This is a genomic window from Streptomyces sp. IBSNAI002, assembly GCF_052244475.1.
Classification (GTDB): Bacteria; Actinomycetota; Actinomycetes; order Streptomycetales; family Streptomycetaceae; genus Streptomyces.
The window spans coordinates 5,793,458-5,811,339 of record NZ_JBQPXG010000002.1 but is presented as its reverse complement, the minus strand read 5'-3'; the positions used below and the strand labels follow the sequence as shown (position 1 = coordinate 5,811,339).

Here is a 17,882-nt window from a genome sequence, read left to right as displayed (position 1 = left end):
TTGAGGTGGCGTACGGCCCTTCGGCGCTCTAGCGTGGCCCGCATGATCGAGCTTGAGGGCCTTACCAAACGATTCGGCGCGAAGACCGCCGTGGACAACCTCAGCTTCCAGGTCAGACCGGGGGTGGTGACCGGCTTCCTCGGCCCCAACGGGGCGGGCAAGTCGACGACCATGCGCATGATGCTCGACCTCGACAATCCGACCAGCGGTTCGGTCCGGATCGACGGGAAGCACTACCGGGACCTGCCGGAGCCACTGAAGTACATCGGAGCGCTGCTCGACGCCAAGTCCATGCACGGTGGACGCAGCGCCTACAACAACCTGCTCTGCCTCGCGGAGTCGAACCGGATCCCGAAACACCGGGTCGGGGAGGTCCTGGACCTGGTCGGGCTGACGCCCGTCGCGAAGAAGAAGTCCAAAGGTTTTTCCCTGGGGATGGGCCAGCGGCTGGGAATCGCCTCCGCACTGCTCGGTGATCCGGAAATCCTGATGTTCGACGAACCCGTCAATGGTCTGGACCCCGAGGGAATTCTCTGGATCAGGAATTTGATGAAGGCGCTGGCGGCAGAGGGGCGGACGATCTTCGTCTCCTCCCACCTGATGAGCGAAATGGCGCTGACCGCAGACCATTTGGTCGTCATCGGACAGGGAAAGCTGCTGGCAGACCTGTCGATGGCCGATTTCATCCACCAGAACTCGCGCAGCTACGTCCGGCTGCGCTCGCCCCAGCAGGAGCGGCTCAAGGACGTCCTGCACGAGGCGGGGATCGACGCCATCAGCGTCCCGGCCACCGGCGCGCTGGAGATCGACGGCGTCGGCGCGGAGCGGCTCGGCGAGCTGGCCGCCCAGCACCAGATCGTGCTGCACGAACTCAGCCCGCAACGGGCTTCACTGGAGGAAGCGTTCATGCGCATGACGGCGGACTCCGTCGAGTACCACGCCCACGCGCCGGGCCTGCCGGGTGCCACGGGCACCCCGGGCGTCCCGCCGGGCATGGCCGCCGACAACCCGGCCCGGCCGGCCGACGTCCCCGCCTGGGGCGCCGGATCCGGCTTCGACGCGCAGCGCAAGGGCGGCGAGTGATCATGTCGTCCTTCCCCGCCGTCCTCACGTCCGAGTGGACCAAGATCCGTACGGTCGCCTCCACGATCTGGACCCTGGCCGCAGCCCTCCTCGTCACGGTCGGCATCAGCGCCGCCCTGTGCGCGCTCGTGAACAGCACCTTCCAGGACATGGCACCCGAGGAGAGGGCCACCTTCGACCCGACCCTGACCAGCTTCGCCGGGATGACCCTCGGCCAGCTCGCCATGATCGTCTTCGGTGTGCTGGTCGTCGGCAGCGAGTACAGCTCGGGCATGATCCGCACCTCGCTGGCCGCCGTGCCGCGGCGCGGCAGCTTCCTCGCCGGCAAGCTGCTCGTGGCGACCGGCCTCGCGCTGGTCGTCGGCCTGGTCACGAGCTTCCTGTCCTTCTTCATCGGACAGGCCATCCTGGGCGACCGCAGCATCGCCATCGACGCACCGAACGTCCTGCGCGCGGTGATCGGCGCCGGCCTCTACATGGCGATGATCGCCCTGTTCTCCATGGGCGTCGCCACGATGCTGCGCAGCTCGATGCTCTCGCTCGGCATCCTGATGCCGTTCTTCTTCCTGGTCTCGAACATCCTGGGCGTGGTCGAGGCGACCCGGAAGGTCGCCCAGTACTTCCCGGACCAGGCCGGATCCAAGATCATGCAGGTCGTCCCCGGGGCCATGGGCAGCGAGCCGCCTCCGTACGGCCCGTGGGGCGGATTCGGGATCATGGCCCTCTGGACGCTGGCAGCGGTACTCGGGGGCTACCTCGTCCTCCGCAAGAGGGACGCCTGACCTCCCGCCCGCGTACTACGGGTGATCCCCGGGTCGGTCTCAGGGGCGGCTCAGGGATCGGCCCGGGACGGAACCGCGGAGGACTCGATATCCTCTTAATCCTTACGCGGGCGAGAGTCGTCCCGGCCTGGTAAGGGGCAGCAAGATGATCGAGGCAGTCGGCCTGACCAAGCGCTTCGGCGCCAAGACCGCCGTCGACCAGCTGTCGTTCCAGGTCAGGCCGGGTCACGTGACCGGTTTCCTGGGGCCGAACGGCTCGGGGAAATCCACCACGATGCGCATGATCGTCGGCCTGGACCGGCCTACGGCCGGTCATGTCACGATCAACGGCAGCCCCTTCCGGGAGCTGCCGAACGCCCAGCGGCACGTCGGGGCCCTGCTCGACGCCAAGGCCATGCACGGCGGCCGCCGGGCCCGTACGCACCTGCTGTCCATCGCCCAGCTCTCCGGGATCCCGGAGAAGCGGGTGGACGAGGTGCTGGCCGTGGTCGGCCTCCAGGACGTCGCCCGGCAGCGTACGAAGGGCTTCTCCCTCGGCATGGGCCAGCGGCTCGGCATCGCCACCGCCCTGCTCGGGGACCCGCAGGTGCTGCTGTTCGACGAACCGGTCAACGGGCTGGACCCCGAGGGCATCCTCTGGGTCCGCAACCTGATGCGCCGGCTCGCCTCCGAAGGCCGCACCGTCCTCGTCTCCTCGCACCTGATGAGCGAGATGGCGCTGACCGCGGACCACCTGATCGTGATCGGCCGGGGGCGGCTGCTGGCCGACATGGGCACGCAGGAGTTCATCACGCACAACTCGGCCGGATTCGCTCGGGTGCGTGCGGCCGACACCGATCGCCGTGGCCGGGACGCGCTGGGTACGGCGCTCACCAAGGCGGGCGGGCGCGTCCTCCAGGAGCCCGACGGAGCACTGCGCGTGACCGGCCTGGAGCTCCCCCGCATCTCGGACCTCGCGCACGAGGCCGGCGTACGGCTGTGGGAGCTGTCACCGCACCGGGCCTCGCTGGAGGAGGCGTACATGCGGATGACCCAGTCCTCGCTGGAGTACACCTCCACCGAGGACCCGCGGGCCGAGCTGTGGGAGCCCGAGCCGCTGACCGTACCGGCCTGGGAGGAGGAGACGGCCGCCCCCGAGGTCCCCCGGGCGGGCTTCTTCGCGCCGCCTCCGCCCGAGGAGGGCGGCCGGCCCTTCCTGATGCCCAGCGACCCCGGCGCGCTCGCGCGGGCCGCCCGGAATACCGCCGCAGACAGCCACGAGGACTCCCGATGACCGCCCCCACGCCCACCGGCGCCGCGCCCGGCGCCGCGAAGACGACCTCGCCGGGGCAGCCGCAGGAGCACGCCTACAGCTCGCCGCTGCCCACACCGCGGCCGCACCTGGGGCACGCCCTGGCCTCGGAGTGGACCAAGATGGTCTCCGTCCGCTCCACGCTGTGGACGCTCGGCTCCTTCTTCCTGACCGTCGTCGGCATCGGACTGCTCTTCGTCACGCAGACCAGCTCCCCGGACTACGTGGAGATCTCCTACACCACACCGGCCCTGTTCGGCCTGCTGGTCGGGCAGATCGCGATGATGGTCCTCGGCGTGCTGACGATCACCTCGGAACACGCCAGCGGGCTCGTGCGGACCACCTTCACCGCCGCCCCGGAGCGGCACCGGGTGCTGACCGCGAAGTACCTCGTCTTCGGCATCACGGCCTTCGTCACCACCGTCGGGTCGGTGTTCCTGGTCGGGATCGCCGCGGCCCTGGTGCACGGCGGATCCGACGCCGGGGTGCACCGGATCGGCGAGTGGTCCGGCTCGCTGCTGGGCTGTTTCTACGTCACCCTGCTCGGCGTGCTCGCCCTGTCCGTCGGAGCGCTCGTACGGCATTCCGCCGGGGCCATCGCCGTGATGCTGGGCGTCGTCACCCTGCCGCCGGTGATAGGCGCGATGCTCAGCTACTGGGAGGCGTCCGAGCCCCTGGGGCGGGCGATCGTCGAGCACAACGTGCCGACGGCGCTGATCCAGCTGTTCGGGATGAAGGAGAGCGCCACCGGCGGGCCGGCGCCCAGCACCGTCTCGCACATGGCGATCATCCTGCTGGTCACCGCCGGCGCGGTGGCCGCCTCGTACCTGACGGTCGCCCGCCGGGACGTCTAGCCCACCGGACGTCCAGTACGTCGGGCGTCCAGTACGTCGGGCGTCCAGTACGTCCGGCGTCCAGTACGTCGGGCGTCTAGTACTTCGGCGCGTTACGGGACCGCTGCACCTTCGAGGTGCGGCGGTCCTTCGCGTTCCAGCAGGCCTTGTGCCAGTGCCGGCGGTCGTCGACCCCGCCGTACTCGGGCCAGGCCACCAGGTGCGGGGTGCCGGAGGGGATCTCCTGGTCGCAGCCCGGGCAGCGGTAGCGCTTGCCCGCCGCGCTCGCGCCCGCGACGTGCCGCACCTTCCACTGCTCGCCCTGGTACTCCTCGGTGCGCTCCAGCCCGTAGCGGTCGAACCCGGTGCTGGGGCGTTCGTCCGGAGTCTCGCCGCCCCTGGGGCGGTTGTGGCGCGGTGACACGTATACCTCACGGAGGGGCGGACGGCAGTGACTTTCTCCCAGACTACGCGCAGCGAGGCCGGGTACCCGCAGGGTGTCTGACGAAGGGGCGGCCCACCGCTGGGGAGCCGACGGGCACCCGAACGGGAATGGCCCGACAATCCCAATAACTTTCCTGTCAGCCCGTGCCTTTGGCACGTGTCAGACGTTGTTGCCATAGGAAGAACCGGTCCACCTGGGGAGGCCGCGTCAGCCGCGAGGAGGGTAAAGGCGATGCGCGTAGGAGCGTTTGTACTGGCGGCCCAGTTCCCGGGTCAGGGACAGGGAGAGGCACTGCACCGGGCGGTGCGGACCGCCGAGGTGGCCGAGCAGGCCGGGCTCGACTCGGTCTGGCTCGCCGAGCACCACTTCGTCCCGTACGGGGTCTGCCCCTCGGCGGTGACGCTGGCGGCCCTGCTGCTGGGCCGCACCAGGCGGCTGCGGGTGGGCACGGCGGTCAGCGTGCTGCCGAGCACGCACCCGGTGGCCCTCGGCGAGCAGGCGGCGCTGCTGCACCTGACATCCGGCGGGCGGTTCAGCCTCGGCGTGGGCCGGGGCGGGCCGTGGGTCGACCTGGAGGTGTTCGGGGGCGGCCTGGACGCGTACGAGAACGGCTTCCCGGAGGCCCTGGACCTGCTGCGCCGCTGGCTGACGGAGGCGCGTGTCGGGTCCTCGGGCGAGCGGTTCGGCTTCCGCGAGGTGGCCGTCGTACCGCGCCCCTCGGAGACCTTGGAGGGGGACGCGGCGGGCCCGGAGGTCATCGTGGCCTGCACCTCCCCCTCGTCGGTGCGCATGGCCGCGCGGCGGGGGCTGCCCATGCTGCTCGGCATGCACTGCGGGGACGAGGACAAGGCCGGCATGGTCGCGCTGTGGCGCTCCACGGCGCTGGCCGCGGGCCACTCCCCTGAGTACGTCGCCGCCGCGGGCCACGTCTCCGCCGGGGTCTGCCAGCTGGCGGACCGTACGGCGGACGCCCGCGAGACGCTGCTGAAGGCGCTGCCGGGCTGGCTCAAGCAGGGTCTGGACGCGCATGTGACCGTGGACGGCCGGGTCCGCGCGATGCGGGACCCGGTCGCGTACACGGAACTCCTGTGCGACCTGCACCCCGTGGGCACCCCGGAGCTGGCGCTGGACCGGCTGGCGGCCACCTCAGAGCGGACCGGCATCTCGCGCTTCGCCCTCCTGACGGAGGGCTCGGGCGATCTCGCCGCGACGGAGGAGAACGTACGGCGCCTCGGCGCCGAAGTCCTGCCCCGTCTCGGCTGAGACCTACCGGCCGGCGGTGCCGGGTGGCGTCCGGCCCGATCGACCGGACCGCACTCTTAGCAGTCCCGCAGCTCGGGCGACTGGTTGAGCAGCTGACCACGGATCGAAGTGAACTTGGCCAGCCGGTCGTCCACCGAGGAGTCCAGCGGGAACACCGCTACCCGGTGACAGTTCTGGAACGCCAGGCGCACTCCGAAGTGCCGCTGCAGAGCACCGCGTATCGCGTCGCTCGCGAGAGCGCGCAGCAGCTGCCCGCGCGCCTGCTCGTCGGGCGGCGGCGTCTGGTTGTCGGCGAACTGTCCGCCGTCCACCTTCAACTGGGCCACCAGCGAGCTGATCATCTCCCATGCGTAAGGCAGGGAGGTCCGGACGCAGTCGACGAAAGCGGCTTCGTCGACCTCGCCTCGCTCGGCCTGTTCGAGTAGGGCCGGTGAGACGTCGAGCGACATGGGTTCTCCTCTCGTGACCCCGGCCGTCTTGGTTGCCGGAGTCTTACGGGCAGGGAAGGAAGTCGCGACGCAGCGTGCACGCTCCGCAACCTCCCGCTCACCACGGTAGGCGCCCCATGGGTGACGCACCAGGAGAATGCGCATACAACGCGCCATCGGCGAAGGGGGCTTTCAGGGGCGAATCGCGTGGAGCGCCGTCCGTCGAGTAGCGTTGCCGACCATGCGTCTCGTCATTGCCCGCTGCTCCGTCGACTACGCGGGCCGGCTCACCGCCCATCTGCCCTCGGCACCCCGTCTGATCCTCGTGAAGGCCGACGGCAGTGTCTCGATCCACGCGGACGACCGGGCGTACAAACCGCTCAACTGGATGTCGCCCCCGTGCACCCTCAAAGAGGGGAGCGGTGACGACGCCGGTGTGTGGACCGTCGTCAACAAGGCGGGTGAGAAGCTCATCATCACCATGGAGGAAGTCCTCCACGATTCCTCCCACGAGCTCGGCACCGACCCGGGGCTCATCAAGGACGGCGTGGAAGCACACCTCCAGGAACTCCTCGCGGACCGCATCGAAACGCTGGGCGAGGGCTACACGCTGATCCGCCGCGAGTACATGACGGCGATCGGGCCGGTGGACATCCTGTGCCGCGACGCCTCCGGCGCGACGGTGGCCGTGGAGATCAAGCGGCGCGGCGAGATCGACGGAGTCGAGCAGCTGACCCGCTACCTGGAGCTGCTCAACCGCGATCCGCACCTGGCACCGGTCCGCGGCGTCTTCGCCGCCCAGGAGATCAAGCCGCAGGCCAAGGTCCTGGCGACGGACCGCGGGATGGACTGCGTGGTCCTGGACTACAACGCGATGCGCGGCATCGAGGACGACAAGCTGCGGCTGTTCTGACCCGCCGCACCGCCCGTCACCCTCCCCCTCACGATGGCTCCGTCCCCCGGGACGGAGCCATCGGCGTTCAGGGACCGGTGGCGGTGGCCGAGGCCGTGCCCGCACCCGTGCCCGCGGTGGCCGTCGGAGTCGGCGGGGCGGTCTCCGTCGGCGTCGGCGTGGGGGACGGCTCCGTGGAGGTCGGCGGCGGCGAGACCGGCGAGGAGGCCGGGGGCTGCGGCGGGCTGGACTGCGGGCGGCGCGAGGGCGTACGGGACGGGGAACGGCCCGGGGTGGCCCCGGCGGTCTCCCCGGGCGTGGTGGACTGCGACGGCGGGGCCGCCGGGTCGGCGGGCTCCGTTGCAGGATCGTTCCCTCCGGCCGCGGGCACCGTCGGCTGGGTCGCCGACCGCGTCGGGGTGAGCGACACCGCCGGGTTCTGCGTCGCGGGCGGGGCCGAGGAGTCGGAGGAACCGAGCGCGAGGCTCACCACCGTGCCGAGCGCGACCACGGTGAGCGCGCCCGCCCCGGCCAGCAGCACCCGGCGCCGACGGGCGGCACCGCCGTCGGGGGCCGGTCCGGGGGCGGGCCGGGGGGCCGGGGCGGGCTCGGGCTTCGGAGATATCGGGAAGGCGTCCTCGAAGACCTCGGACAGGGTCGAGGGCGTCTCCTGACGCCGGATCACGGGCACCACCGGGGACACCCGCGTCACGGCCTCGGGGGAGACGGCCCCGGGCACACCGGGGACCGCCATGCCCTTGGTCGCGGCCAGGCCGCTGCCGGCTCCCGTGCCCGCGCCGGAGGCCGGACCGCTCCCGGGGCCCGCACCGCTGCCCGCGCCGGTCCCGGTGCCCACGCCGGGCCCGCCCAGGCCGGTCCCCGCGAACGGGCTTCTTCCGGCGCCGTGGGTACCCGAGCCGGTCCCGGAGGACGGACCGCTGCCGGTACCCGAGCCCAGGCCGGTCCCCGCACCCGTGCCGGTCAGCGCGGACGGGCCGGGCTTGGCGGCGGGTCCTGCGGGACCGGGGAGGGCGGGTGTGCCCGGGGTCGTGCCGGAGCCGGAGCCGGAGCTTGAGCCGGAGCCGGAGCCGGAGGCCGTGGGCAGGACCGCGGTCTCCGCCTCCGCCGTCACGGCCGGCGGCTCGAGCCGCAGCGGCGGCGACACCGCCACCCCGGCGGCCTCCTGGTCCACGACCAGCGCCAGCGCCCTGCGGCCCGCCACGGTGCCCCGCTTGTCGGCCAGCGCCCCGCGCAGCCCGATCGAGGTCTCCAGCTCGGCGCGCGCCCGGTCCAGGCGCCCCTCGCACAGGGCGAGCACGCCGAGCTCGTGGTGGAAGTACGCCTGCTCGGCGACCTCGCCCGCCTTGCGCGCCGCCTCGGCGCCCGAGCGCAGCACCCGCTCCCACGCCTCCCAGTGCAGCGAGGCCGCGAACGCCGGGGCCGCCGTGCGCGCCAGTAGCACGGCCGCCACCACGTCCGCGCCGGACAGCGCGCAGAGCACCGCGTCAGCCTCGGCCGCGACCCGCTCCGGCGTCACCGACGAGTGCCCGGTCCACCAGGCGTAGTGCCGGGCCGCCGTACGGGCCTCCTCGGCCGCCGTGTCCCCGTATCCGACCTCCTCCAGCTGCCGGGCGACGCCCGCGGCCAGCCGGTAGCGCGTGCCGACCGGGGTGACCAGCCCGCACTCCAGCAGTTCCGCCACCGCCGAGTCGGCGTGGGTGTCCCCCACCAGCGCCGGCAGGTGCGCGTGGTGCGGCAGCTCCCCGCCCAGCGCGCACACGGTCCGCAGGGCGGCGCGCGCCGATTCGCTGACCCGGGAGGCCAGCAGCTCGGCGGGGGCCGCGCCCTCGGCGAGCGTCGGCAGCGGCACCTCCACGGACTCGCGGGGGCGCTCGTCGAAGACGCCGGGCTCTTCCTCGTCGTCGTCCTCGGGGGTGTGATTGAGCTCGTCGCGCTGCCGCAGCATCGCGGCGGCCTGGACGAAGCGCAGCGGGAGCCCTTCGGAGGCGAACCGCAGGTCGGTCGCCCAGGCGGTCTCCGGGTCGGTCAGCGGCCGGCCCACGCGCGTCTCCAGCAGCTCCAGGCAGTCGGCCTTGGCCAGCCCGGCGAGGAAGACCTCCTCGAGGTGCGAGTCGTCGGAAGGGGACCGGGTGTCGGGGGTCGCGGCCAGCAGGTAGGCGCACTCGGGGGTGGCGTGCAGCAGCTCGTCGAGGGCGGGCCCGCCCATCTCCAGGTCGTCGAGGAGGACGATGGCGCCGATGTCCCGCACCCGGGCCAGCAGTTCGATCCGGTCGGGCCGTCTGCCCGGGGCCTCGTACACGGTCGCGTACAGCGCGTGGAGCAGCTCGCCGGGCTGCTGGTGGCCGTGGCCGGAGAGGCGTACGACTCCGTCGGGGGCGAGGCCCGTACAGCGGGCGGCGACCGCGTCCAGCAGGGCGGTGCGGCCGGAGCCCGCGGGTCCGGTCAGCCGTACGGAGCGGCCCCGGCCCAGCAGCCGTACGAGCCGCTCCCGCTCCTCGTCGCGTTCCAGCAGCGGCCGGACGGGGGCGGGGACACCGGGCAGGACGGGCGGCCGGGCGGCGGCGTCACGGGCGGCGCGGGCGGCCGCGTCGCGCTTGGCGGGGCGGCCTGGGCGCGTGCCGGGCCGGAGCGGCTCGATCTCGCTGCCGTCGACCGGGTTGACGGTGAGCGTGAAGTCGCCGGCGGTGAGCGTGACGACCCGGGCGGGCGCCGTCGGCGCGGGCGGGGGTCCGGGTATCGCGGGCGGCGCGGCGGCGCTCCCGGACTGCTCCTCCGGATGGGCCTGCCGCTGTATGTGGTCCATTGACCATGTCCCCCGATCGCGCCGTGCGCCTCGCCGTCGTACCGCCCGGCCTTCGCACACGCCGCTGCCGCTACTGGTCCGGTTCCGCCCGAACCCTAGACCGTGGCCGGTCGTGCGGGGAACCGCGGGGGTGCCATCACCACCGGACCGTTACGTTTCAGCAAGAAAACGGAACGCTCAGTTCACACCCGGGGCAGGGACTCCGCTTCCAGCCCGCCCTCGATCGAGAGGATCCGGTGCAGACGGGTGGCCACGAGCAGCCGCTGCATCTGGGGCGGCACCCCGCGCAGCACGAGGCGCCGTCCGGTCCGGCCGGCCCTGCGGTGCGCGCCCATGATCACGCCGAGGCCGGTCGCGTCCCAGGAGTCGAGCCCGGTGAGGTCGAGCACGAGGTCGCCGTGGCCGTCGTCGAGGGCGGTGTGGAGGACCGTACGGGCGTCCGCCGCGCTGCGCACGTCGAGGCGACCCCCGACGACGAGTTCGGCGTGGTCGCCCCTGATGTGCATGTGTACTCCCGGCGGTACTGCGTACGTGTGGTCCGACTGGTCCGTGGTCGGCAACTCTCACTGCAACTGACTGCCGCACGGGCAGGGAAGTTGCCGACCGTGAGCGAACCGATACCTAATTCACCCCGAGGGGTGAAGGCATTCGAACAGAAGTGCTCGACGGCAAAGCCTTGCGGCCTGGGGCCCCAGTGCTCGGTCAGTGCTTGTAGAAGCCCTGGCCGCTCTTGCGGCCGATGTCCCCGGCGTCCACCATCCGGCGCATGAGCTCCGGCGGTGCGAACTTCTCGTCCTGGGACTCGGTGTAGATGTTGCTGGTGGCGTGCAGCAGGATGTCGACGCCCGTGAGGTCGGCGGTGGCCAGCGGGCCCATCGCGTGCCCGAAGCCCAGCTTGCACGCGATGTCGATGTCCTCGGCGGAGGCCACGCCGGATTCGTACAGCTTGGCGGCCTCGACGACCAGCGCGGAGATCAGACGGGTCGTCACGAAGCCGGCGACGTCGCGGTTGACGACGATGCAGGTCTTGCCGACGGACTCGGCGAACGCGCGGGTGGCGGCCAGGGTTTCGTCGCTCGTCTTGTAGCCGCGGACGAGCTCGCACAGCTGCATCATCGGAACGGGCGAGAAGAAGTGCGCGCCGACGACCCGCTCCGGACGCTCCGTCACGGCCGCGATCTTGGTGATCGGGATGGCTGAGGTGTTGGAGGCGAGGATGGCGTCCTCACGGACGATCTTGTCGAGGGCCCGGAAGATCTCGTGCTTGATCTCGATCTTCTCGAAGGCGGCCTCGACCACGATGTCGACGTCGGCGACGGCGTCGAGGTCGGTCGTGGTCGTGATGCGGGCGAGGGCGGCCTCGGCGTCCTGGGCCGACAGCTTGCCCTTGGAGACGAACTTGTCGTACGAGGCCTTGATCCCGTCCGTGCCCCGGGTCAGCGCGGCGTCGGTGACGTCGCGCAGGACGACGTCCCAGCCCGCCTGAGCGGAGACCTGAGCGATCCCGGACCCCATCAAGCCGGCACCGATGACGGCAAGCTTCCCAGCCACTGCACACCCCACGTTCTCGAAATAGCCACGGTCTCGGAGGCCCGGCCCCGGAAGGGCCCGGTCTCACAGCCACTCCGGCGGAGACTAGCGTCCGGCCGGTGCGGTGTGACCGCGAAGTAACACGCGTCACGTCTCAGATGACGGACATCACACCGGTACGGCCCAGCAGTGCGGCGGATGCCCGCAGTTGGCCCGGACTACCCTGACGGCATGGTGAACCTCACGCGCATCTACACCCGTACCGGCGACAAGGGCACGACCGCCCTCGGCGACATGAGCCGCACGGCCAAGACCGATCTGCGCATCTCCGCGTACGCCGACACCAACGAGGCGAACGCGGCGATCGGGACGGCGATCGCCCTCGGCAGCCTGCCGGCTGAGGTCGTGAAGGTCCTGGTCCGGGTACAGAACGACCTCTTCGACGTCGGCGCGGACCTGTGCACCCCGGTGGTCGAGGACCCGCAGTACCCGCCGCTGCGCGTCGAGCAGTTCTACATCGACAAGCTGGAGGCGGACTGCGACGTCTTCAACGAGGAACTGGAGAAGCTGCGCAGCTTCATCCTCCCCGGCGGCGCCCCCGGCGCCGCCCTCCTGCACCAGGCCTGCACGGTGGTCCGGCGCGCCGAGCGCTCCACCTGGGCGGCGCTGGAGGTGCACGGAGAGGTGATGAACCCGCTGACCGCCACCTACCTGAACCGCCTGTCCGACCTCCTGTTCATCCTGGCCCGTACGGCCAACAAGGAGGTCGGGGACGTGCTGTGGGTGCCGGGCGGCGACCGCTAGGAGACCTGGCCCGCGGGGGCCTTCTTCGGCCACACCGTGTAGGCGACGGCGACCAGGGCGTGGATGCCGACCGCGCGCAGGGCGCCGTACTGCCAGGCCTGGAGCGAGCTGACGTCGCCCGCGCCGCCCACGTACCAGATGGCGGCCTGGAGGAGGCAGAGGGCGACGGCGGCGCCGATGACGGTCCGGATCCACAGCCGCCACTCGTGGGCGGCCCGCGCCTTCCCGTATCCGGCACCGGGCGGCTTGGGGCCGCCGGCCAGCCGGTACGCGGCGTGCCCGTCGAGCCACTTGATCGTGTAGTGGCCGTAGGCGACGGTGTAGCCGATGTACAGCGCGGCGAGACCGTGTTTCCAGTCCGGCGAGGCCCCGTTCTTGAGGTCGAGCGTGGTGACCACCAGCAGGACCAGCTCCATCACCGGCTCGCACAGCAGGACCGCCGCGCCCAGCCGGGGCATCTTCGCGAGGTAGCGCAGGGCCAGGCCGGCGGCCAGCAGCACCCAGAAGCCCACCTCGCAGGCGATGATCAGCGTGACGATCACTGGACTCTCCGTTCCACTCGGGACTGACGCTTCCCTCACAGGCTCCCGTCCGGTCCGGCCCGTTTCGTCGTCGGCTGTGAGGAAAGGCGGCTGCATCGTTCGATGTACCGGCAACTCGGCCTCTCCGCCGAGGTCGGCGCCCCGCACACCCTGTTGGATGGGACCGTGACCACGAAGAGCCTGCGCCCCCACCGCCACGACGTCCTGCTCGCCGTGGTCAGCGTGCTCGCGGGCGTGGTGATGTGGTCGCTGGGCGTCTACAGCAGCAGCCAGCGCACGCTCCTGCCCGCCTGGGCCGCGCTGGTCCCCCTCGTGGCCCTCGGTGCGATGGAGCTGCTGCGGCGCTCCAGGCCGTCGGTGGCGCTGACCGTCGGCACCCTCGGGGTGATCGCCAACGAGTTCACGGTCGGCAGCCTCGTCACCGTCCTGATCTTCACCGACCTGATGTACGCGGCCGTCGTGTACGGATCGCCCGCGACGGCCCGGCGGCTCCCGATCAGCACCGGCCTGGTCACGGTGGCCGTCACCATCGGCTTCCTGGCCTGGCTGCGCACCCCGCAGGCCCTGCTGATCGGCGTGGTCACCGGCCTGGTGAGCTTCGCCCCCGCGCTGACCGGCGCCACCCTGCGCAATCACCGCGAGGCCGCCGTGGCCGCCCGGCTGCGTGCCGAGCAGACCGCGCTGCTGGCCGAGATGGACCGCAGCCAGGCGGTCGCCGCGGAACGGGCCCGGATGGCCCGCGAGCTGCACGACATGGTGGCCAACCACCTGTCGGCTATCGCCATCCACTCCACCGCCGCGCTCTCCATCGACCGGGCCGACACCAGCCGCGAGGCGCTCGGGGTGATCCGGGAGAACAGCGTGCAGGGCCTGGCCGAGATGCGTCGCCTGATCGGGCTGCTGCGGGACGCCGGAGCCGGGCAGGAGGCGGTGGCCCTGCCCACGCTGGACGGCCTGGACGCGCTGCTGGAGCAGGCCCGTACCAACGGGTCGGGGAGCGGGCTGGACTTCGTGCTGCACGACGGCCGGCCACCGGGGGAAGGGGCGCTGCCGGCCCCGGTGGACCTGGCCGCGTACCGGATCGTGCAGGAGTCGCTGACCAACGCCCTCAAGCACGCCGTCGCCGGCACGGTCACGGTCCGTGTGGCGCGGGCGGACGGACGGCTGACCGTGGCCGTGGACTCCCCCTACGGGCACCGCTCCGGTCCACGGGCGCCCGGCTCCGGCGCCGGGCTGATCGGCATGCGGGAGCGGGCGGAGCTGCTGGGCGGGGAGTTCTCCGCAGGGCGGGCCGGCGGGAGGTGGCGAGTGCGGGCGACCCTGCCCGCCGAGGAGAAGGCGGTGGAGGCATGACCATCAAGGTGCTGGTCGCGGACGACCAGAGCGCGGTACGGGCCGGTCTGGTCCTCATCCTGCGCAGTGCGGGCGGTATCGAGGTGGTGGGCGAGGCGGCCGACGGGGAGGAGGCGGTGCGCCTGGCCCGGGAGCTGCGGCCGGACCTCGTCCTCATGGACGTGCAGATGCCGAGGCTCGACGGGGTGTCCGCGACCCGGCAGGTGGTCGCGGAAGGGCTGGCCGATGTCCTGGTGCTGACCACCTTCGACCTCGACGAGTACGTGTTCGGGGCGCTGCGGGCCGGGGCGGCGGGCTTCCTGCTGAAGAACGCGGAGGCCGCGGAGCTGGTCGAGGCGGTACGGACCGTCGCGCGCGGGGAGGGCCTGATCGCCCCGGCGGTGACCCGGCGGCTGATCGCGGAGTTCGCGGCTCCGGCGCGCCCGGTACGCGGCACGGTGCCGCCGGAGCGGGTCGCCGCCCTGGAGTCCCTGACCCGGCGGGAACGGGAGGTGCTGGGGGCGCTCGGCGATGGCCTGTCGAACGCGGAGATCGCCGTCCGCCTGGAGATGGCCGAGGCGACGGTCAAGACCCACGTCAGCCGCCTGCTGGGCAAGCTCGATCTGCGCAGCCGTGTCCAAGCGGCCGTCATGGCACAGGAGTTGGGGCTATAGCGGAGGCCGGACCGGGGGGCGGAGGCAACCGGTCTGGACCTCTTGACGGTTGGTCCAGACCTTTCTACGCTCACCGCAAACAACTGTGGTGAGCGTGCCATGACAAAGCGTGCTCACGGGCGGCGCAGGTCCCACCCCCATGTCGAAGTCGGCCCCACGACGCGACGGACCTACGGAGGATCACCCTTGAGCACAGCATCCCCACCCCGCACCAGGCGTACCCGGTTCTTCACGCGCGTCGCGGCGGTCGTGGCCGCCCTCGCCCTGCCCGTCACCGGGCTCGTCGCGCTGGCCGGCCCCGCACAGGCCGCCACGTCCGCGACCGCGACGTACACCAAGGTGTCCGACTGGGGCACCGGCTTCGAGGGCAAGTGGACGGTGAAGAACACCGGCACCACCACGATCACCTCGTGGACCGTCGAATGGGACTACCCGGCCGGCACCGCGGTCACCTCCGCCTGGGACGCCACCGTCACCAGCTCCGGCACCCACTGGACCGGCAAGAACGTCGGCTGGAACGGCACCCTCGCCCCCGGCGGCAGCGCCACGTTCGGATTCAACGGCACCGGCGGCGGCTCCCCCACGGGCTGCAAGATCAACGGCGCCTCCTGTGACGGCACCACCCAGCCCGGCGACGCTCCCCCCTCCGCCCCGGGCACCCCTTCCGCCTCCAACGTCACCGAGACCTCGCTCACCCTGAGCTGGGGCGCCGCCACCGACGACAAGGGCGTCAAGAACTACGACGTCTTCCGCGACGGCGCCAAGATCGCCACGGTCACCGGCACCACCTACGCCCAGACGGGCCTGACCAAGGGCACCACGTACGGCTACCACGTGGTCGCGCGCGACACGATCGACCAGACCGGCGCCGCGTCCGCGACCGTGTCGGTCACGACGGCCGGCGGCACCCAGCCCCCGGACCCGGGCGGCAAGGTCAAGCTCGGCTACTTCACCGAGTGGGGCGTCTACGGCCGCAACTACCACGTGAAGAACCTGGTCACCTCCGGTTCGGCCAGCAAGATCACGCACATCAACTACGCCTTCGGCAACGTCCAGAACGGCCAGTGCACCATCGGTGACGCCTACGCCGACTACGACAAGGCCTACACCGCCGACCAGAGCGTCGACGGCGTGGCCGACACCTGGGACCAGCCGCTGCGCGGCAACTTCAACCAGCTGCGCAAGCTGAAGAAGGCCTACCCGCACATCAAGATCCTGTGGTCCTTCGGCGGCTGGACCTGGTCCGGCGGGTTCCCGCAGGCCGCCGCCAACCCGGCCGCCTTCGCCCAGTCCTGCTACAACCTGGTCGAGGACCCGCGCTGGGCCGACGTCTTCGACGGGATCGACCTGGACTGGGAGTACCCGAACGCCTGCGGCCTGTCCTGCGACACCAGCGGCCCGGCCGCGTTCAAGAACCTGATGCAGGCCACCCGGGCCCGCTTCGGCGCGAACAACCTGGTCACTGCGGCCATCACCGCCGACGCCTCCAGCGGCGGCAAGATCGACGCGGCCGACTACGGCGGCGCCGCGCAGTACGTCGACTTCTACAACGTCATGACGTACGACTTCTTCGGCGCCTGGGCCGCCCAGGGCCCGACGGCCCCGCACTCCCCGCTCACCTCCTACACCGGCATCCCGCAGGCCGGCTTCAACTCGGCCGACGCCATCGCCAAGCTCAAGGCCAAGGGCGTGGCCGGCGCGAAGCTCAACCTCGGCATCGGCTTCTACGGCCGCGGCTGGACCGGCGTCACCCAGGCCGCCCCCGGCGGCACGGCCACCGGACCGGCCCCGGGCACGTACGAGCAGGGCATCGAGGACTACAAGGTGCTCAAGAACAGCTGCCCGGCCACCGGAACCATCGCCGGCACGGCCTACGCCAAGTGCGGCAGCAACTGGTGGAGCTACGACACCCCCGCCACCATCGCCTCGAAGATGACCTGGGCCAAGCAGCAGGGCCTCAAGGGAGCCTTCTTCTGGGAGTTCAGCGGCGACACGAGCAACGGTGAGCTCGCGAACGCCATCCACACCGGGCTCCAGTAGGAAGACCGAAGCCGGGTGGACGGGTCCGCCCCCGTCCACCCGGCTTCTCCACGTCCGGAACGCGTCAGGCCACGTTCACCCTCTGCCCGGGCGGCGCCGCCTCGAGCCACGCCAGGAAACCGGTCAGCGCGTCCTCGCTCATCGCGAGCTCCAGGCGCGTGCCGCGGTGGACACAGCCGAGCACGACGGCGTCGGAGAGCAGGGCCAGCTCCTCCTCGCCCTCGGGGGCGCGGCGGGCGACGACCTCGATGGAGGAGCGCTCCAGCAGCCGGCGCGGGCGCGGGGAGTACGAGAACACCCGGAACCACTCGATGCGGTCGCCGCTGTAGCGCGCGACCCCGTAGACCCAGCCCTTGCCGGAGGTGTCGGTCTCCTCCGGCACACCCCAGCGCATGCTGCAGTCGAAGGTGCCGCCGGACCGCTGGATGAGTCTGCGGCGCAGTCCGAAGACGAACAGGCCGATCACCACCAGGGCTACGACCAGGCCGCTCACAAGCAGAGCGAGGAGCATCTTCACCGACCTCCTCGCTCATCGAATACCGCATGCCAAAAAAACGACCTGCATCGCCTCAGCCGCGACCCGGTCTGGAAAATTCCAGAACGGACCGCGGCTGAGGTTTGCCGGGCCCCGGAGGTCTCCCTCCGGGACTCAGCGGTTCAAACTCCGACGGGTGTTCAGCCCGTTACGGCGCGCAGCCGGACATCCGCGCGACGCTCGGCGGCCGCATCGGCCTCCGACTTCGCGCGCTCCAGTGCCCGCTCCGCCCGCTGGACGTCGATCTCGTCCGCGAGCTCGGCGATCTCGGCCAGCAGGGACAGCTTGTTGTCCGCGAACGAGATGAATCCGCCGTGCACCGCTGCGACGACGGTGTTGCCGTCGCTGGTGCGGATGGTCACCGGGCCCGATTCCAGCACACCGAGAAGCGGCTGGTGACCGGGCATGACGCCGATGTCGCCGGACGTGGTGCGGGCGACAACAAGGGTGGCCTCGCCGGACCAGACATTGCGGTCCGCCGCGACCAGCTCGACGTGCAGCTCAGCAGCCAAGGTGGCTCCTCGGGTCACCACCCGGCGGGTCAGCCGGGTGTTGGGTCAAATTCTAATGGGCGTGGGGAGAGG

The 17,882-nt window shown here is 71.7% G+C and carries 18 protein-coding genes; 10 read left to right on the top strand and 8 right to left on the bottom strand.

Features of this window, described 5'->3' with window-relative positions:
- The first annotated feature begins 42 nt into the window (after positions 1-42).
- The 4 genes from ACTVZO_RS28110 to ACTVZO_RS28095 all read left to right on the top strand — a co-directional run bounded on the left by ACTVZO_RS28110 (position 43) and on the right by ACTVZO_RS28095 (position 4,010).
- Positions 43-1,083: an ABC transporter ATP-binding protein gene (locus ACTVZO_RS28110; protein ID WP_443300994.1), complete on the top strand. Its 1,041-nt coding sequence runs from the start codon at positions 43-45 to the stop codon at positions 1,081-1,083.
- 2 nt (positions 1,084-1,085) lie between these two features.
- The gene (locus ACTVZO_RS28105) at positions 1,086-1,865 is read left to right on the top strand and encodes an ABC transporter permease subunit (RefSeq protein WP_443300993.1); all 780 of its coding nucleotides are present in this window, start codon (positions 1,086-1,088) and stop codon (positions 1,863-1,865) included.
- 145 nt (positions 1,866-2,010) lie between these two features.
- The gene (locus ACTVZO_RS28100; protein WP_443300992.1) at positions 2,011-3,138 is read left to right on the top strand and encodes an ABC transporter ATP-binding protein; all 1,128 of its coding nucleotides are present in this window, start codon (positions 2,011-2,013) and stop codon (positions 3,136-3,138) included.
- The gene (locus ACTVZO_RS28095) at positions 3,135-4,010 is read left to right on the top strand and encodes an ABC transporter permease (protein ID WP_443300991.1); all 876 of its coding nucleotides are present in this window, start codon (positions 3,135-3,137) and stop codon (positions 4,008-4,010) included. The genes ACTVZO_RS28100 and ACTVZO_RS28095 overlap by 4 nt, the downstream gene beginning before the upstream one ends.
- A 76-nt stretch (positions 4,011-4,086) precedes the next feature.
- Here ACTVZO_RS28095 and ACTVZO_RS28090 read toward each other — a convergent pair whose 3' ends face one another.
- A complete protein-coding gene (locus tag ACTVZO_RS28090; protein WP_384221177.1) occupies positions 4,087-4,413 on the bottom strand; it encodes an ATP/GTP-binding protein in 327 nt (108 codons plus the stop codon).
- Between the two features lie 252 nt (positions 4,414-4,665).
- Between ACTVZO_RS28090 and ACTVZO_RS28085 the strand changes: the two genes are divergently transcribed.
- Positions 4,666-5,697: an LLM class flavin-dependent oxidoreductase gene (locus ACTVZO_RS28085; protein WP_443300990.1), complete on the top strand. Its 1,032-nt coding sequence runs from the start codon at positions 4,666-4,668 to the stop codon at positions 5,695-5,697.
- A gap of 56 nt (positions 5,698-5,753) precedes the next feature.
- Here the strand turns inward: ACTVZO_RS28085 and ACTVZO_RS28080 are convergent, their stop codons facing one another.
- The gene (locus tag ACTVZO_RS28080) at positions 5,754-6,146 is read right to left on the bottom strand and encodes an SCO5389 family protein (protein WP_069921977.1); all 393 of its coding nucleotides are present in this window, start codon (positions 6,144-6,146) and stop codon (positions 5,754-5,756) included.
- Between the two features lie 220 nt (positions 6,147-6,366).
- Here ACTVZO_RS28080 and nucS point away from each other — a divergent pair, with 220 nt between their 5' ends.
- On the top strand, positions 6,367-7,038 hold the full coding sequence (gene nucS / locus ACTVZO_RS28075) for an endonuclease NucS (protein ID WP_362296365.1): 672 nt from the start codon (positions 6,367-6,369) through the stop codon (positions 7,036-7,038).
- Positions 7,039-7,105: 67 nt separating this feature from the next.
- On the opposite strand, the gene ACTVZO_RS28070 is transcribed toward nucS, so the two are convergent.
- From ACTVZO_RS28070 to ACTVZO_RS28060, 3 genes are all read right to left on the bottom strand, one after another.
- Positions 7,106-9,841, bottom strand: a complete 2,736-nt coding sequence (locus tag ACTVZO_RS28070; protein WP_443300989.1) for an ATP-binding protein — start codon at positions 9,839-9,841, stop codon at positions 7,106-7,108.
- Between the two features lie 182 nt (positions 9,842-10,023).
- Entirely contained in the window at positions 10,024-10,347 is a 324-nt protein-coding gene (locus ACTVZO_RS28065) for an STAS domain-containing protein (RefSeq protein WP_385062007.1), read from the bottom strand.
- A 196-nt stretch (positions 10,348-10,543) separates the two neighbouring features.
- Entirely contained in the window at positions 10,544-11,392 is an 849-nt protein-coding gene (locus tag ACTVZO_RS28060) for a 3-hydroxyacyl-CoA dehydrogenase family protein (protein ID WP_443300988.1), read from the bottom strand.
- 210 nt (positions 11,393-11,602) lie between these two features.
- Here ACTVZO_RS28060 and ACTVZO_RS28055 point away from each other — a divergent pair, with 210 nt between their 5' ends.
- Positions 11,603-12,175, top strand: coding sequence for a cob(I)yrinic acid a,c-diamide adenosyltransferase (locus ACTVZO_RS28055; RefSeq protein ID WP_443300987.1), 573 nt, complete (start codon positions 11,603-11,605; stop codon positions 12,173-12,175).
- Here the strand turns inward: ACTVZO_RS28055 and ACTVZO_RS28050 are convergent.
- A complete protein-coding gene (locus ACTVZO_RS28050) occupies positions 12,172-12,717 on the bottom strand; it encodes a hypothetical protein (RefSeq protein WP_443300986.1) in 546 nt (181 codons plus the stop codon). The two genes, ACTVZO_RS28055 and ACTVZO_RS28050, sit on opposite strands and share 4 nt — an antisense overlap.
- Positions 12,718-12,882: 165 nt before the next feature.
- On the opposite strand from ACTVZO_RS28050, the gene ACTVZO_RS28045 reads away from it, so the two are divergent.
- From ACTVZO_RS28045 to ACTVZO_RS28035, 3 genes are all read left to right on the top strand, one after another.
- Positions 12,883-14,070 (top strand): sensor histidine kinase, encoded by a 1,188-nt coding sequence (locus ACTVZO_RS28045; protein WP_443300985.1) that lies wholly within the window; start codon positions 12,883-12,885, stop codon positions 14,068-14,070.
- A complete protein-coding gene (locus ACTVZO_RS28040) occupies positions 14,067-14,723 on the top strand; it encodes a response regulator (RefSeq protein ID WP_443300984.1) in 657 nt (218 codons plus the stop codon). The genes ACTVZO_RS28045 and ACTVZO_RS28040 overlap by 4 nt, the downstream gene beginning before the upstream one ends.
- A gap of 186 nt (positions 14,724-14,909) precedes the next feature.
- On the top strand, positions 14,910-16,763 hold the full coding sequence (locus ACTVZO_RS28035) for a glycosyl hydrolase family 18 protein (protein WP_443300983.1): 1,854 nt from the start codon (positions 14,910-14,912) through the stop codon (positions 16,761-16,763).
- A 64-nt stretch (positions 16,764-16,827) separates the two neighbouring features.
- Here ACTVZO_RS28035 and ACTVZO_RS28030 read toward each other — a convergent pair whose 3' ends face one another.
- Entirely contained in the window at positions 16,828-17,274 is a 447-nt protein-coding gene (locus ACTVZO_RS28030) for a DUF2550 domain-containing protein (RefSeq protein ID WP_215148874.1), read from the bottom strand.
- A gap of 164 nt (positions 17,275-17,438) precedes the next feature.
- On the bottom strand, positions 17,439-17,810 hold the full coding sequence (locus tag ACTVZO_RS28025; RefSeq protein ID WP_030720897.1) for a F0F1 ATP synthase subunit epsilon: 372 nt from the start codon (positions 17,808-17,810) through the stop codon (positions 17,439-17,441).
- Between the last annotated feature and the right edge of the window lie 72 nt (positions 17,811-17,882).

What these genes read in the sequence shown, in the direction of transcription:
- ACTVZO_RS28110 (WP_443300994.1), top strand. Translation starts at nt 43, where the DNA reads ATGATCGAGCTTGAGGGCCTTACCAAACGATTCGGCGCGAAGACCGCC.
- ACTVZO_RS28105 (WP_443300993.1), top strand. Translation starts at nt 1,086, where the DNA reads ATGTCGTCCTTCCCCGCCGTCCTCACGTCCGAGTGGACCAAGATCCGT.
- ACTVZO_RS28100 (WP_443300992.1), top strand. Translation starts at nt 2,011, where the DNA reads ATGATCGAGGCAGTCGGCCTGACCAAGCGCTTCGGCGCCAAGACCGCC.
- ACTVZO_RS28095 (WP_443300991.1), top strand. Translation starts at nt 3,135, where the DNA reads ATGACCGCCCCCACGCCCACCGGCGCCGCGCCCGGCGCCGCGAAGACG.
- ACTVZO_RS28085 (WP_443300990.1), top strand. Translation starts at nt 4,666, where the DNA reads ATGCGCGTAGGAGCGTTTGTACTGGCGGCCCAGTTCCCGGGTCAGGGA.
- ACTVZO_RS28080 (WP_069921977.1), bottom strand. Translation starts at nt 6,146, where the DNA reads ATGTCGCTCGACGTCTCACCGGCCCTACTCGAACAGGCCGAGCGAGGC.
- nucS (WP_362296365.1), top strand. Translation starts at nt 6,367, where the DNA reads ATGCGTCTCGTCATTGCCCGCTGCTCCGTCGACTACGCGGGCCGGCTC.
- ACTVZO_RS28070 (WP_443300989.1), bottom strand. Translation starts at nt 9,841, where the DNA reads ATGGACCACATACAGCGGCAGGCCCATCCGGAGGAGCAGTCCGGGAGC.
- ACTVZO_RS28065 (WP_385062007.1), bottom strand. Translation starts at nt 10,347, where the DNA reads ATGCACATCAGGGGCGACCACGCCGAACTCGTCGTCGGGGGTCGCCTC.
- ACTVZO_RS28055 (WP_443300987.1), top strand. Translation starts at nt 11,603, where the DNA reads ATGGTGAACCTCACGCGCATCTACACCCGTACCGGCGACAAGGGCACG.
- ACTVZO_RS28040 (WP_443300984.1), top strand. Translation starts at nt 14,067, where the DNA reads ATGACCATCAAGGTGCTGGTCGCGGACGACCAGAGCGCGGTACGGGCC.
- ACTVZO_RS28030 (WP_215148874.1), bottom strand. Translation starts at nt 17,274, where the DNA reads ATGCTCCTCGCTCTGCTTGTGAGCGGCCTGGTCGTAGCCCTGGTGGTG.